This window comes from Salinicola sp. (genome assembly GCF_982684285.1).
In genome coordinates, this window is record NZ_CEXLVS010000110.1 from 1 (window position 1) to 12,917 (window position 12,917).

Annotated in this window: 18 protein-coding genes and 1 riboswitch; of the genes, 9 read left to right on the forward strand and 9 right to left on the reverse strand. The window is 60.5% G+C overall.

The genetic code is table 11. The annotated features are described in order from the left end of the window. The 3 genes from AC3AYF_RS11120 to AC3AYF_RS11130 form a co-directional block, all read right to left on the reverse strand. On the reverse strand, positions 1 to 901 hold a 901-nt coding region (locus AC3AYF_RS11120), incomplete at its 3' end, for an ABC transporter substrate-binding protein (RefSeq protein WP_487779739.1). 73 nt (positions 902 to 974) lie between these two features. Continuing rightward, complete coding sequence (locus AC3AYF_RS11125; RefSeq protein ID WP_295036283.1) at positions 975 to 1,751, reverse strand: ABC transporter permease; 777 nt, start codon at positions 1,749 to 1,751, stop codon at positions 975 to 977. Further along, positions 1,744 to 2,487 carry an ABC transporter ATP-binding protein gene (locus AC3AYF_RS11130; protein ID WP_295036284.1) on the reverse strand — a complete coding sequence of 248 codons (744 nt, stop codon included), beginning with the start codon at positions 2,485 to 2,487 and terminating at the stop codon, positions 1,744 to 1,746. Before AC3AYF_RS11130 ends, AC3AYF_RS11125 begins: the two co-directional genes overlap by 8 nt. Positions 2,488 to 2,519: 32 nt before the next feature. Next, positions 2,520 to 2,620: riboswitch (TPP riboswitch) on the reverse strand. Positions 2,621 to 2,689: 69 nt separating this feature from the next. On the opposite strand from AC3AYF_RS11130, the gene AC3AYF_RS11135 reads away from it, so the two are divergent. Next, complete coding sequence (locus AC3AYF_RS11135) at positions 2,690 to 3,556, forward strand: phosphotransferase family protein (protein WP_295036285.1); 867 nt, start codon at positions 2,690 to 2,692, stop codon at positions 3,554 to 3,556. Positions 3,557 to 3,637: 81 nt separating this feature from the next. Then, on the forward strand, positions 3,638 to 5,347 hold the full coding sequence (locus tag AC3AYF_RS11140) for a potassium/proton antiporter (RefSeq protein ID WP_295036286.1): 1,710 nt from the start codon (positions 3,638 to 3,640) through the stop codon (positions 5,345 to 5,347). 18 nt (positions 5,348 to 5,365) lie between these two features. Here the strand turns inward: AC3AYF_RS11140 and AC3AYF_RS11145 are convergent, their stop codons facing one another. From AC3AYF_RS11145 to AC3AYF_RS11165, 5 genes are all read right to left on the reverse strand, one after another. Then, positions 5,366 to 5,581, reverse strand: a complete 216-nt coding sequence (locus AC3AYF_RS11145) for a hypothetical protein (RefSeq protein ID WP_295036287.1) — start codon at positions 5,579 to 5,581, stop codon at positions 5,366 to 5,368. A 116-nt stretch (positions 5,582 to 5,697) separates the two neighbouring features. Then, a complete protein-coding gene (locus tag AC3AYF_RS11150; RefSeq protein ID WP_487779740.1) occupies positions 5,698 to 5,973 on the reverse strand; it encodes a hypothetical protein in 276 nt (91 codons plus the stop codon). A gap of 132 nt (positions 5,974 to 6,105) precedes the next feature. Beyond that, entirely contained in the window at positions 6,106 to 6,348 is a 243-nt protein-coding gene (locus AC3AYF_RS11155; protein ID WP_295036289.1) for a DUF1654 domain-containing protein, read from the reverse strand. Positions 6,349 to 6,445: 97 nt separating this feature from the next. Further along, the gene (locus AC3AYF_RS11160; RefSeq protein WP_295036290.1) at positions 6,446 to 6,799 is read right to left on the reverse strand and encodes a hypothetical protein; all 354 of its coding nucleotides are present in this window, start codon (positions 6,797 to 6,799) and stop codon (positions 6,446 to 6,448) included. Between the two features lie 34 nt (positions 6,800 to 6,833). Next, entirely contained in the window at positions 6,834 to 7,166 is a 333-nt protein-coding gene (locus AC3AYF_RS11165) for a hypothetical protein (protein ID WP_295036291.1), read from the reverse strand. 225 nt (positions 7,167 to 7,391) lie between these two features. On the opposite strand from AC3AYF_RS11165, the gene AC3AYF_RS11170 reads away from it, so the two are divergent. The 4 genes from AC3AYF_RS11170 (at position 7,392) to AC3AYF_RS11185 (ending at position 8,886) form a co-directional block, all read left to right on the forward strand. Continuing rightward, on the forward strand, positions 7,392 to 7,688 hold the full coding sequence (locus tag AC3AYF_RS11170; protein WP_295036292.1) for a type II toxin-antitoxin system HigB family toxin: 297 nt from the start codon (positions 7,392 to 7,394) through the stop codon (positions 7,686 to 7,688). Then, positions 7,685 to 8,050, forward strand: coding sequence for a helix-turn-helix domain-containing protein (locus tag AC3AYF_RS11175; protein WP_487779741.1), 366 nt, complete (start codon positions 7,685 to 7,687; stop codon positions 8,048 to 8,050). Before AC3AYF_RS11170 ends, AC3AYF_RS11175 begins: the two co-directional genes overlap by 4 nt. 133 nt (positions 8,051 to 8,183) lie before the next feature. Beyond that, positions 8,184 to 8,657 (forward strand): metallophosphoesterase, encoded by a 474-nt coding sequence (locus AC3AYF_RS11180; RefSeq protein ID WP_295036300.1) that lies wholly within the window; start codon positions 8,184 to 8,186, stop codon positions 8,655 to 8,657. Beyond that, on the forward strand, positions 8,644 to 8,886 hold the full coding sequence (locus tag AC3AYF_RS11185) for a DUF3892 domain-containing protein (protein ID WP_295036293.1): 243 nt from the start codon (positions 8,644 to 8,646) through the stop codon (positions 8,884 to 8,886). Before AC3AYF_RS11180 ends, AC3AYF_RS11185 begins: the two co-directional genes overlap by 14 nt. Before the next feature lie 130 nt (positions 8,887 to 9,016). On the opposite strand, the gene AC3AYF_RS11190 is transcribed toward AC3AYF_RS11185, so the two are convergent. Then, positions 9,017 to 9,256 carry a hypothetical protein gene (locus AC3AYF_RS11190; RefSeq protein WP_295036294.1) on the reverse strand — a complete coding sequence of 80 codons (240 nt, stop codon included), beginning with the start codon at positions 9,254 to 9,256 and terminating at the stop codon, positions 9,017 to 9,019. Positions 9,257 to 11,231: 1,975 nt separating this feature from the next. Here AC3AYF_RS11190 and AC3AYF_RS11195 point away from each other — a divergent pair. The 3 genes from AC3AYF_RS11195 (at position 11,232) to AC3AYF_RS11205 (ending at position 12,828) form a co-directional block, all read left to right on the forward strand. After that, positions 11,232 to 11,363, forward strand: coding sequence for a zinc ribbon-containing protein (locus AC3AYF_RS11195; RefSeq protein WP_365676859.1), 132 nt, complete (start codon positions 11,232 to 11,234; stop codon positions 11,361 to 11,363). A gap of 76 nt (positions 11,364 to 11,439) precedes the next feature. Continuing rightward, positions 11,440 to 12,171, forward strand: a complete 732-nt coding sequence (locus AC3AYF_RS11200) for a hypothetical protein (protein ID WP_295036295.1) — start codon at positions 11,440 to 11,442, stop codon at positions 12,169 to 12,171. 102 nt (positions 12,172 to 12,273) lie between these two features. Continuing rightward, positions 12,274 to 12,828: a glycoside hydrolase family 108 protein gene (locus AC3AYF_RS11205; protein WP_295036296.1), complete on the forward strand. Its 555-nt coding sequence runs from the start codon at positions 12,274 to 12,276 to the stop codon at positions 12,826 to 12,828. The last annotated feature ends 89 nt before the right edge of the window (positions 12,829 to 12,917 follow it).

Consider the following 12,917-nt stretch of genomic DNA (forward strand, 5'->3'; position numbering starts at 1 on the left):
CGGCAGGGCGCAGGGCGAAGCGGGGGAGGGTGGCATCCCAGGCGGCGGCATTCAGGGGAGTGTCCAGCGCGGGATCGTAGCCGATGAAACTCTGCCATGCCTGGTCCGGGTGGTTGATGATCCAGGATGTCGCCTCTCCGATGGCATCCATGAATCGCCGATCCGCGTCCCGGTGCTGGTCGAGGGTTTCACGATTGGCCACGAAGATCAGTTCGTCGTAGTCGGGGACGCCCTGCTCCTCGATATAGAACGTCTTGCTTTCGACACCCTCCTGTTTCATCTGGGCCGGTTCGAAGTTGCGAAACGCGCCGGTCACGGCGTCGACCTTTTCGCTGATCAGCGCGGGTGTCAGCGAGAAATTGACGTTGACCATGTCGACATCGTCCAGGCTCAGGCCGTTGTGCTCCAGCATGGCCGCCAGCAGGACCTCTTCGACGCCGCCGACCGAGTACCCGATCTTCTTCCCCTTGAGCTGGGAGATCTCCTCGATACCGCTGTCCGCGCGCACCAGCAGCGCGTTCAACGGCGTCGCGATCAAGGTGCCGACACGGACGATGGGAAGCCCCTGATCGACCTGGAGGTGCAGTTGGGGCTGATAGCTGACCGCAAGATCGATTCGTCCGGCGGCGACCAGCTTGGGCGGAACGCTGGGGTCGGCCGGCGCCTGAATATCGACATCCAGGCCACGTTTCTCGAACAGTCCGCGCTGCTGGGCGATGATGATCGGCGCATGGACCGGGTTGACGTACCAGTCGAGCATCACGCTCAACGGGATCATTTGCGGTGGTGCCAGATCGTCATCGGCCTCCTGCGCCAGGGTGGGCAGGGCCGCGGCCAGGGCGAGCAGGGCCAGGCCTGCCGCCAGAGTGCGGCGCCACATCGTCGAAAGCGTCTTTGTCATTTCCCGTTCCTTTTCATCTCATGGTCCCTGTTTCCGTTTTTGCGCGCGTCGGCCGGTCGCGCCCCTCTCTCGCTCACTGGTCGGGCGTCATGCGGTCCTGCTGCCAGGGCATCGCCGCCCTCAGGGCAGCATCGACGCCGAAATAGAGCAGCACGGCGAAGATGACGAGTACGACCAGGGCCGCGAACATCAAATCGATCTGCAGTCGCGCGTTGGCATTGAGCATCAGGTAGCCCAGCCCCTGGCTGGAGCCTACCCACTCGCCGATCACCGCGCCGATCGGCGCCGCACTCGCCGCCATGCGCAGGCCGGAAGCGAGTGAGGGGAGGGCGGCCGGCAACTGGACCTTCAGCAGCTGCTGCCGCCGGCTCAACCCGAAGGTCCGGGCCAGGTCGAGCCAGCCCTGCGGTGTCTGTCGCAGGCCATCGTAGCCGGTGGAGGCAACCGGAAAATAGATGATGACCATGGCCATCAGGATCTTCGGACCCAGACCGTAACCCAGCCACAGCATCAGAATCGGGGCCAGCGCGAACAGCGGAATGGCCTGGCTGATCAGAAGCAGCGGCAACAGCGTTCGGCGAAGCGCGCGGAATCGAGCCAGGGCCAGTGCCGTCGTCAGCCCCAGCAGGATGCCGCCGATCAGCCCAGCCACGATCTCGATGGCGGTAATCGCGGCATGGCGGGCGAGCAGCTCCCGCTGTTCGATCAGCGCGCTGGCGACTGCCGCAGGCGAGGGAAGGATGTAGCGTGGCACCCCGGTCAGGGTCAGCACCAGTTGCCAGATCGCCACGAGCACGGCGAGTGCCAGCAGCGGGCGGACCCACCGTTTCCAGACCCGTCGTTCAGCCATGCGGCACCTCCCGCAGTTCGGCTACCAGCTCGGCCTGGCGATGCGACAATTCGCTGCTGTCGAGCGGTCGGGGACGGCGGCCTTCGGGCACGGGCATCGATACCAGTCGAGCGGGTTCCCCCTGCAGGATCAGGATCCGGTCGGCCAGGCGCAGCGCCTCGAGCGGGTCATGCGTCACCATGATCACGGTGCGTCCGTCCAGAAGCCGGCTGGCGAGATCATGGAGCTCCAGGCGAGTGATGGCGTCGACGGCGGAGAACGGCTCGTCCATCAGCACGATACTGGCGTCCTCGAACAGCGTGCGGGCGAGAGCCACACGCTGGCGCTGGCCTCCCGAGAGTTCGTCGGGCCATCGACTGGCCTTGTCGGTCAGGCCGACCTGGGCCAGCAGTCGCTCGGCGCGCTGTCGATCCTGGGCGGTGGGGCGGCCCCGCCAGTGCGCGCTGAGCATCACATTGCCGATCACCCGATGCCACGGAACGAGAAGGTCGTGTTGCGCCATCCAGGCGAGCCGGCCCCTCAGCGGGGCGCCGTCACTAGTATCGAGTTCGAGGTGATGGTTGTCAGGCAGCCTCAGGCTGGCGATCATTCGCAGCAGCGAACTCTTGCCGCTGCCGCTGCGACCGAGCAGGCAGGTCCAGCTGCCGGCGTCGAATCGTGCCTGAAGCGCTCGAAACAACGGGCGGTCGCCGAAAGTCAGCGAAGCTTCGCGGACGACGAGTCCGGGTGGTGGCATGACAGCTCCCAGTGGGGCGCGGGCGGAGTCATGCGAGAACTGCTGGCATTTCCTCCGCCGGTACTAGCCGGTTCAGGTTCCAGGGTTGTGCATGGCACTCTCAGCCCGTCGATGGGCACCCCTATCCAGTGCTGCGGATTGTACGCCGACCAGCCGCCCCTGCCCACCGCCGTGGGCCTGGCTGACACGAGGACGAGTTTCATTGAGGAACGACGACGCTCCGATCGAGGCAGAGGCCGCACTCACCCGTCGAGTCGCGGAACTGACCGGAAAATCACTGTCGCCACTGCCACTGCGCTGGCCGGACAGTGCCAACTGGCTCTGGAAGAGCGAAGGGCCGTCACCGCAGTTGTTCAAGCTGGCCCGGAGGTCGGCGACGACCGATGGCTTCTGGTGGGGTGTCCGACAGCTGTTCGGTCTCGATCGCTGGCGAACGCCCGAGGCGCTGACGCGAATCCCATCGATGCTGCCCTCCTGTCTGCCGATGGCGCCAGTGCCGATGACACTCCTCGGCCGGCTGGAGGGGGCGCCGCTCTGGTGCCTGCCCTGGTGCTTTGCCACGCCACCGCCGATGAGCGAGGGGCTGGCCGCGCGGCTCGGAATCCAGCTGGCGCTACTGCATCGCCGAGCCCTGCCGGGCTTCGGCCATCCCGCAGGCGAGATCTCCCCGCTGTCGGACTGGCCCGAGCGGGCCCGCCATTTCACGCAGACGCACCCCAATCGTGGCTGGCTCGCCGAAATGCCGGCGTGGCCATTGCCGTCGAAAGCCGTCTGGTCATTGCCGGACCTGCGCAGCGATCAGTTTCTCGCCGGAGCCCCGGATTGGCGATGGAGCGACTGGGAGGCGCTGGTCTGGGCGCCGCTGGAGTGGGACCTGTGTCTGCTCGAGCTGATACTGGAGAGTCGCGCCCAGCGTGATGCGTTCGTCGCGGCCTATCGTCGCCACCATGTCTTGCCGGATCTCGCCCGTTACCGACCTGGCATGCGATCGCTGGCGCTGTTGCTGGCACTGCATGGCGAGGGGGCAGCAGCCAGGACCCTCCATCACCCTCACTGGCTAAAAGATTAAATTTGCAGCCCTTTTTCGCCACGCAACGGCATTCGTGCATGGCATACTAAGGTATCCCAATTGATAACCGATGGCTGATTCTTGGATTCGATCAATAGCCTGTTCCTTGTCTGCGGGGCGCTGATAGCCCTGAGTATTCTCGCCAGTCGCGTGTCGTCACGGATTGGGGTGCCGCTGCTCGTGCTGTTCCTGGGGCTGGGCATGCTCGCCGGCGAAGAGGGCGTGCTGGGCCTGAAGTTCGATGACTACTCCCAGGCTTTCTTGATCGGTCACCTGGCGTTGGCGATGATCCTGCTCGATGGCGGGCTGCGGACGCGTCTGCGAACTTTCCGCGTCGGCCTGAAGCCGGCGTTGTCGCTGGCAACCATCGGCGTCTTCCTGACCAGCGGTATCATGGGCCTGCTGGCCATGTGGCTACTCGACCTGTCGCTCACGGAAGGCCTTCTGGTCGGGGCGATCGTTGGCTCCACGGATGCCGCGGCGGTGTTCTCGATGCTCAAGGGGCAGGGCGTCAATCTCAATGAGCGCGTGGGGGCGACGCTCGAGATCGAATCCGGTACCAACGACCCGATGGCGATCTTCCTCACCATCACGCTCGCCGAGCTGCTGACGGGCGCGGTGGGAGGGATCGGGGAGACGTTGATGCGATTCGCCCTGCAGTTCGGTCTGGGGCTTGCGGTCGGCCTGGGCGGCGGTTGGGTCTCGGCCAAATTGCTGCGCTGGCTGGATCTGGCTCCCGGCCTCTATTCGCTGCTGGCGCTGGCGCTGGGGTTCTGTATCTTCGGGGCGACCAGCGCGGCGGGCGGAAGCGGCTTCCTGGCCATCTATCTCACCGGCCTGATGATCGGCAATCAGCCGGGGCGCCACCTCAACCACATCCTTCCCGTCCACGATGGGCTGGCATGGTTGAGCCAGATCGGGTTGTTCCTGGTGCTCGGCCTGCTGGTCACGCCATCGGAGATGGTCGATTACGCGCTGCCGAGCGCCATCCTGGGTATTGCCCTGATCGTGCTGGCACGTCCGGTCGCCGTGATGGTCTCGCTGGTCCCGTTTTTCAACTTCCGCTGGCGAGAGATCTGCTTCATCTCCTGGGTCGGGCTACGTGGGGCGGTCCCCATCGTGCTGGCCATCTTTCCCGTGATCAGCGGGGTCGAGAACGCGACGCTCTACTTCAATGTGGCGTTCTTCGTCGTCCTGATCTCCTTGCTGCTGCAGGGTTCGACCCTGGCTCGCGTCGCCCGCTGGATGCGCGTGGTATTGCCGGAAACCACCACCCCCGACCGTCGAGGGCAGTTGGGCGTCCTGCCGGAGAACGACTACGAGATGTTCGTCTACAAGGTCGAGAACGAATCGCTGGACGACGTGCCGATTCGGTTGCTGCGCCTGCCCTCGGGAACACTGATCTCGGCGATCTTCCGCCAGCACGCCATGCTGCACCCCAAAGGAAGCACCCGGTTGCGAATGGGAGACGTGATCTGCCTGATCGGTCGTACCGGGGACCTTCCCTCTCTCAACCGGCTTTTCAATGGGGAGGCGAAACTGAAACGGGAGCGAGCCTTCTTCGGTACCTTCACGCTCGATGGTGAAGCGCTCATGCAGGACGTCGCCGGCGCCTACGGTCTGACCCTGAGCCCGGGAGAGCAGGAGATGACGCTAGGGGAGTTCGTGGCGCTGCGCGTCGGCGGTCATCCCGTCGTCGGGGATGACGTCGACTGGCATGGGTTTCACTGGGTGGTCAGTGAGATGGAAGGCAACCGTGTCACCCGGGTGGGATTGCGTCTCTACCACTGACGCTACCGAATACCGTCGTTACTCGACGTCGGCATCATCGGTGGGGTTGTCGAGGCGCTTGCCGGTTTCGCGCGAGGTCATCCGGTTCATGCTGTCGGCTCGCTTCTGAGCCTCTGAGGCGTCCACGAAATGCCCCAGGCTGCCACCCGTGTCACCGTCATAGACTTCGTAGCATGTCTGCTCGGGATTACCGGGTTTGTGCGTCTTTCTGATCTCGACGAATGGTTCTGCCATGATGGAATCCTCCTGGGAATGCATCGACTTTCAGGTTAGCTGTGGTGATGGCGTTGTGGTGATGGCGTCGTACAGTCGGCTCGCGGGTGCATGGAGAAGGGCAGCGCGGGAAGCGATCAGTCCGGGTCTAGATCCCACTGCAGGCCGAACTGAAGGCCGTTGATCGCTTCGTCGATGAAGCCCGCATTCTGATCGTTGCCGTCGTCGTCGGCTTGCTCCAGCGACGTCTGTGCCTGCGGATCCGGCCATCCCAGTCGTGCCATGCACAACTGATACTCCCGCTCACCAGCGATCTGATGGGTCTGACGCTCGCAGGTGTCGCTGTCCCGCAGGAAGTTCGTGGCCGTCAGTCGCGGCGTCGCCGACACGCAGCCTGCCAAGAGAAGAGTCACGATGGAAAGGATTAACGCTCGGTGCATTGTCGACATCACTGGAAGCTAGATGCAGGGTAGCACCGTTTGCGAGTGCATCCGCCCCTTTGGTGAAAATTTCACCTGACAGCGATCAATGGGCCCCTATCTCGTTCACGAAGCAAGCCCGGTCGAGGGCAGGCGCCAGTTGAGCAGCACATCGTGATGCGTGATATGAATGACCCGAATCCGGTCATCGTCATCGAACTGCTCGACGAGACGCTCCCATTCGTGGATGGGCTCGTTCTCCGCCCGGCTGATAGTGACTTGGTGGTAATGATTGGTGTGCGCTTGCGAAATGAGCTGCTCGACACGACGGGCGAGCCGTTTCTCGGGCGTCGGGAAGGGGATGATCATCGATCGCTCCGCAATGACTGTTCATTCATACAGTATCCGCTATGGGCGGAGAGAAAACAACCCGCGTCGGGCGCGGGCAGGCTGTGCGCTACCGCGTCTAATGCGGATGACTTCCCATGTACGACCGAATGGCAGCCATGGTGGTCTGCATGTCGTTGCAGAATGACTGGGAGGGCTGGAATTCCGCGCCGCTCGCCAGCTTCTTCATCTCATCGTCGTGATTGGAGACCTGGCCGTTCTCGCGCAGGCCTCTGGCCATGCTGGTCAGCTCCTGTTGCGTTTGCTGCGGGTTGTCGCTGCTCGATATATAGGCGTCGATCTCCCGGGTCTGCTCGCTGACGTGCTTCATCAAGCTACCCGACGTGCACTCGAACTCCGCGGCCGTGGCCTGCGCTGACATGGTGGCCATGACCAGCAGCCCGGCAAAGGCGATATTTCTAGTGTGATGCAAGGCGATACCCCTCAAGTTGAATGATTTGTTTCCTTTACTGACCCACGACATGGACAGTGCCCGGCTCGCTGTCGGCGATCTCCAGGTCCGTGCCCCGAATGGCCGTTCCAAGCGCTTCACGGATGGACATCGTCCCGTGAATGCCATTGACCCGAACGCTAGCCGTCCTGGTCAAGTCGGTCTTCACGAAACAGCCAGTAGCGTGGGCCAGCTGCTGGGCCGTCTCGTCAAAGCGCCGCGCCGGGATATCGTAGTGTGCGACCTTGTCGCAGGCGTCCGTCGAGGCGACCGATGCGTGCGGCTCCTGACCCTGACTCGAACACCCGGCCAGGGCGGTGAGCGCGAGCGCCGCCAATGCACGTTTCATCCACTCCCTCCCGGCTTGCCACTGTGAGCCCATGAGTCACGAGAGTAGCGGCTAACGATCGAGGTGAATAGGCGGTGAGGGTGTCGATGTCTCTGCCACGGGCCGGAGAAGCGGGGCTGGGTACCGGCTACGGCGGCGTCCAGGCAGGCCTAGTGGAGGTAGCCAACGAATGGATTGACTCCCATTTTGGGAGACATTATGCTTCTCCCATATTGGGAGAGTGGCATGAGAGTTATCGCGAAAAGCACATTGCGCGCCTTTTGGGAGCAAGGCTACGACGAGGCCCAGACGCCGCTGACAGAGTGGTATCACATGATGTCCAAGGCCTCATGGAACACTCCTCAGGAACTCAAAGCCGAGATAGGCACAGCCAGCATCCTCAAGGCTGGCAGAGCCGTTTTCAATATCGGCGGTAACAAATACCGAGTCATCGTATCGATTCGGTACTCGCAACAGATCGCATGGGTGCGCTTCGTTGGAACTCACGCCCAGTACGATCAAGTAGACGCGGAGACCGTATGATGAACATTCAGCCTATCCACAACGATACCGACCTTCAGGCCGCTTTTGCTCGCCTGGAGGATCTTTGGGATGCTGCAGATGGCACCCCGGAGGCCGACGAGATCGAGGTTTTGTCCATCCTCATCGAGAAGTATGAGAACGAGCATTATCCGATTGGCCCGTCGCATCCAATCGAGGCGATCAAGTTCCATATGGAGCAACAAGGGTTGACTCAGCGCGACCTCGAGCCCTACATCGGCCCAAGCGGTCGGGTATCAGAGGTCTTGAACGGAAAACGACAGCTCAGCCTGAGAATGGTGAAGCGTCTTCATGAAGGCCTTCGCATACCCTACGAAAGCCTTATGGGTGGCGTCGCCGCCTAGGACCCCAAAGCCCCGCTCGAGCGGGGCTTTTCTTTATCTCGACCGATCCTGGTCACGCGCCCGCAGAGCGACTCCGCCCCTTCCGGCGTCAGCGGGATCGGGACTATCCTCCTCGGGCGGGTACTTGGCATCCATGGCCGGATTTCGAAGAAAAAAGCCTGGCAAGGGCGAGGGGCGGGCAAAGGAGTCACCCGGAGGTGGCTTGCGGGGAATAGAACAAAAAAGCCGTGCTGAGACGGCTATAGACCTACTGAATATCGGCTTCGACAAGGACCGGGATCGGCTGTTCAGTGTTGGTGACCTGATCGACCGAGGCCCGGCTTCCTTCGAGTGTCTGCATCTCGCGTTCGAGCCTTGGTTCTACAGTGTGCGCGGCAACCACGAGATTATGGCTCACGATGCGCTGAATGGTGTCGGTAGCCTGGAGCATTGGTTCATCAACGGCGGTAACTGGGTCGCATCCGAGAATCCGCTGGAGATGCGGCAGATCCTGAACGAGGCGATGCGTTACCTGCCGTATGCCCGAGAAGTCCAGATTGATGACAAGCGCGTCGGCATAGTTCACGCCGAGCCGCCGGGCGATTGGGGGCTGATTGAGCAAGGATAGCGGTGGCGACATCACCTCACTTTGCAATAGCAATGAGTGGTGGTCACCGCGAAGCAAGCAGGATGCAATCAACGATATCGAGAACGGGACAGATAGCTACTACACCCAAGATGAGTACGGCAGGACAGCCAATGTCCATGTCGCTGGCACGTTGCTGATGGGAAAGTATCTTAAGACTGATCCCGATTCATCGTGTTCCAACAATTTAGACAACCTACCGGACTGCTGAAACGGCACGGCACACGGCATACGATACGCCGTGCCGTTTCCAGCCCTACCGTGATGACAGCGCCTAGGTACAGAAACGGCACGACGGTACGGGACGAAAACGACACGATCGGCCCGTACCGGCTCGTTCACTACTCTTCGCTGTCGTCGTTCACGATCCAGACCGGAATACCATTCACGTTCTGACCAGTATCCCAGTCGTTCCTTTTCAGCGCGGCAGGCGGCGTACTCTCGGGTACTTCGAAGAAGTACGAGTAAACCATATCGCCGCCGCTGCTGCCGCGGTCTTCCTCGAGTTCCTCGGCGATGCCTGACTCCTCGAGCTCATCGGTGCTCATGTTCAGGTGGTTGGCTAGTGCTTCCATATCCATGTTTGTCTCCTGCGATGGGTGAGGTTCTAATCTCACGTAGCAGCAGGTCCGCTTGCAACCGGTTTTGTCCACCCGACTGACCGCGGGCTTGAACACTACACCGGCGATGATAGGGGGAAGGTATGAGCAGTTGGGTAGGCGAGTTGGTTGCGAATGGAGCCGGAGCCGCGATCGGGGCTTCGCTGGGTGGATACCTGGCTTTCGCGATCGGCCGAAAGCAGATCAGACAGACGAAGCTTGAACAGTGCATCACGCTACTGCGCGATATTGCCAACAGGAATCGGGAGGCTCTTTGGGATGCGTCTCGGCTACTACGCCAAGGACATAAGAATGATGCGTTAGGCTTGCTAAGCGAACGTGGCGTCCATGACATGGTTGAGTGGGTAGAAGATCTCTACACGCTCATAGAGGTCCATGCCCCAAAGCAGCTCAACCAGGCGGACAAGTTGCTGGTCTCGACACGCAATGCATCATCAGTGTTCACACATCTCTCAAAACGGCATGGGCCTGGCAATCCCCAAGACAATGCAGAGATGGGCGTGTATTTGACGGAGATCCGTGTCACTACTAGTAAGCTTTGTACCGACTTAAAAGGTGCTCTCCTGGTTCAGGCGAGCACCGTCTCTCAGTTTTCCCTACGTCGCTGGTTATGTCGGTATGCACGATACAGCTGGATCAAGCGCTATATGTGTTGGCGCTGGGTAAGAAGATACGCCTCGATATGCGCTCTCAGTACGGATAACCCTCGTAGACGACGATAGCCAAGTCAGTGCATAACGCCTGAAACATCCAGATTTCTGAATGAATAGAGTTTCTGGTGCATCGCAAACCAGAATCGACCGTAGTGTACAATAGGTGCTCCTTCATTCGCGGAGCGCACTATGGTCGAGATCACTCTGGCAGATCCATCAATACCCTGGCTGGAGATTGGAGTCGGCGCCGTAGCGACGCTTGGGGGCGCGGCTCTTGGCGCAGGGTTGGGGGCAAGAGGAGCGTATAGTGCTTCGGTAAGGGCCGGGAGACATCTCGTTCGACGCGAAAAACTTGAAGAAGCTCTGTTATTGCTAGACAGAGTCACTAGGCGCGATCGAGAGGAAATGGAACGTCTTATCAGTCTCGCTGAACATGACTATCCTGGAAACTTTGTAAGCTATTACGACAACCCGGATCATCGTCTTCATGAAGGTGCTTGGGACTAAGTAGGGTTGAAGCAACTGGTCGAGCTTTACTGCACTCCTAAGCTGGACCTGGCGATTAAGTTTCATGCTTGTTGTTCAGCCTTTAACGGCAAGTGCTTAAACCATTTTAATTTCGACAGCATTACTGCTGAGCTTCTATCGCCTTATCGTGAATGGAAGGCTGTTTCGGTCGAGCTCAGGGAGTCCCTACTGCACGAGCTAAAAATCAAGTAGCAGTCACCATTCGTTAAGCACCCCTCCAAAACCCCGTTACCATGAACATGACCACGCCGTGAGGCGTCATCATTCCTACCACTGTCGGGAGGCAGAGGATTCATGGACATCAAGTCTCAGCTCATTGCCGGCGTGCGTTGCAGGGTGCACGGCCCCCGGGGGCTAGCCATCTCGGTTCACCGGTACGATGGGATGGTACACGGTACGCCGTGCTGGTGGACCTGACGTTCCGCCCCAGACTTGGGAAAGGCGTCCGACGCCGGGATACTTTAAACTATTCGATCTCGCTCAAGAACCTCGAGGATAGGCTGGTTGCCGCTGGCGTACTGCCGGACGACCGGGGCTAGTACGTGCGCCGTTTCATCCTCGAGCCGCCGGTAGTGGATCGGAAAGCGGAGACCGGCACCTGGATCCAGATATCCGCGGCTGAGTGCAAAGGCAGCCTAAAGTTGTAAGCCGAGGACTACGCACAGCAGCGGCAATCTCCCATGGCTCGAATTGTTATCAGCGTGTAATGGTGAACCCGCAGTACAACCAAAATCACACTACGCAGGAGACCTGCCATGCCTACGACCGGAGAGAAGCCAGGAGTCGGTACCTACACATGTCGCAACTGTGGTGAGCAGGTGCATCTGGACGACCCGACGGACACGCTCCCGCCATGTCCCAGGTGTCATGGCACCGAGTTCGACTAAGTCAAACGGTACGGCGGCACGGCACACGGCACGCCGTGCCGTTTTCGTTCCGTTACTGCACCCAGAGAAAATCGATATGAGCGAATCGCAGGACCAATTGCCAGGTAGTGATGGCTTAGGCAATAACTACAGGGACGTACTTGCCGCCTTAGGTAGAGGGATCGCTGGAGCCGTGCCAGTTGCGGGTGGAATGCTCGCAGAGATAGTCGGTGCCGTGATACCTGGCCAGCGTGCAGATCGAATTACAGCCTATCTGCGTGCACTCTCAGAGCGTGTCGACCAGATGGATCGCGAAATCAAGGAAAACCTTGGTGAGCATGCCGAAAAAATAGACCTGATTGAGGAGGGAGGATATCAAGCGGCGCGAGCGACTACTCAAGAGCGAATTGGCATGATCGTCGAGGCAGTGACGCGAGGCTTGAGTGCCAGCGAGACCGATGTAGTGCGAAGGAAGCGCTTGCTGGTTCTACTGGGGGAGCTTGATGAAGACGAAGTGGCACTCCTCAACGCATATGGCCAGTCATACGGTAGTCGTGAAGGCAATCCGTTTGCGGCTATCGATCGTCCGCGGTCGCCGACGCTTAGCTCTGGCCAAGACGAACTGGATCGCCATGAGCTGTATCAGAGCGGCCAAGATCATCTGATACGTTTGAAGCTGCTTAGGAAGAACTTCAGTTCGGTAAAAAGAGGTGAACTACCCGAGTTCGACAGATCGACGGGGGAATTTAAGCACCGTGTCGAGGTTTCACCGCTTGGCCGTTTGCTTTTGAAGGAAGTTGGCATGCCTTCACCGTTTGACCAGGAGTAGCCTCTTTCATCCTTTAACCACCCCTCCAAAACCCCGGTACCATGAACGTGACCACGCCGTGAGGCGTCATCATTCCTACCACTGTCGGGAGACAGAGGATTCATGGACATCAAGTCTCAGCTCATTGCCGGCGTGCGTGATCGCGAGATGGGCTTCAGCGATCATCCCGCCGATCGCGGCGGCCCGAGGAAAGACGGCATCACCGAAGCCGTTGCTCGCCAGTACGGGTACCAGGGCGACATGCGGGACCTGCCCGATTCCCTCATCGACCACATCTACGCCGATCGCTACTGGCGCTCCCTCAACCTCGACGAATTCTCCCCGCTCAGCGAAGACCTGACGGTCGTGCTGTTCGACTATGGCGTCAATTCCGGCCCGGGTCGAGCCGCTCGCGACCTACAGCGCGCGCTGAACGTGCTCAATCGCCGCGGCGCCGACTATCCCGACATCGCTGCCGATGGCGCCATCGGTCCGAAGTCGATGGCCGCCGTGTCCGCGTTCGCCGCCAAGCACGGCGACGAGGGCGTCGAGATTCTGGCCGATATCGTGAACGGCATGCGCCTGGCGTTTCTCGTCGAGCTATCCGAGCGAGACGAATCCCAGGAAGCATTCACATTCGGCTGGCTGCGGCGGGTGATCCACCTGCTGTGGGCATGACCATGACCGGACATCACCGAGGTGATCGACATGCGGAGTCGTAACGTATGGAACAGCAGACGACGACACCGGACGGGCTATGGCTGGTT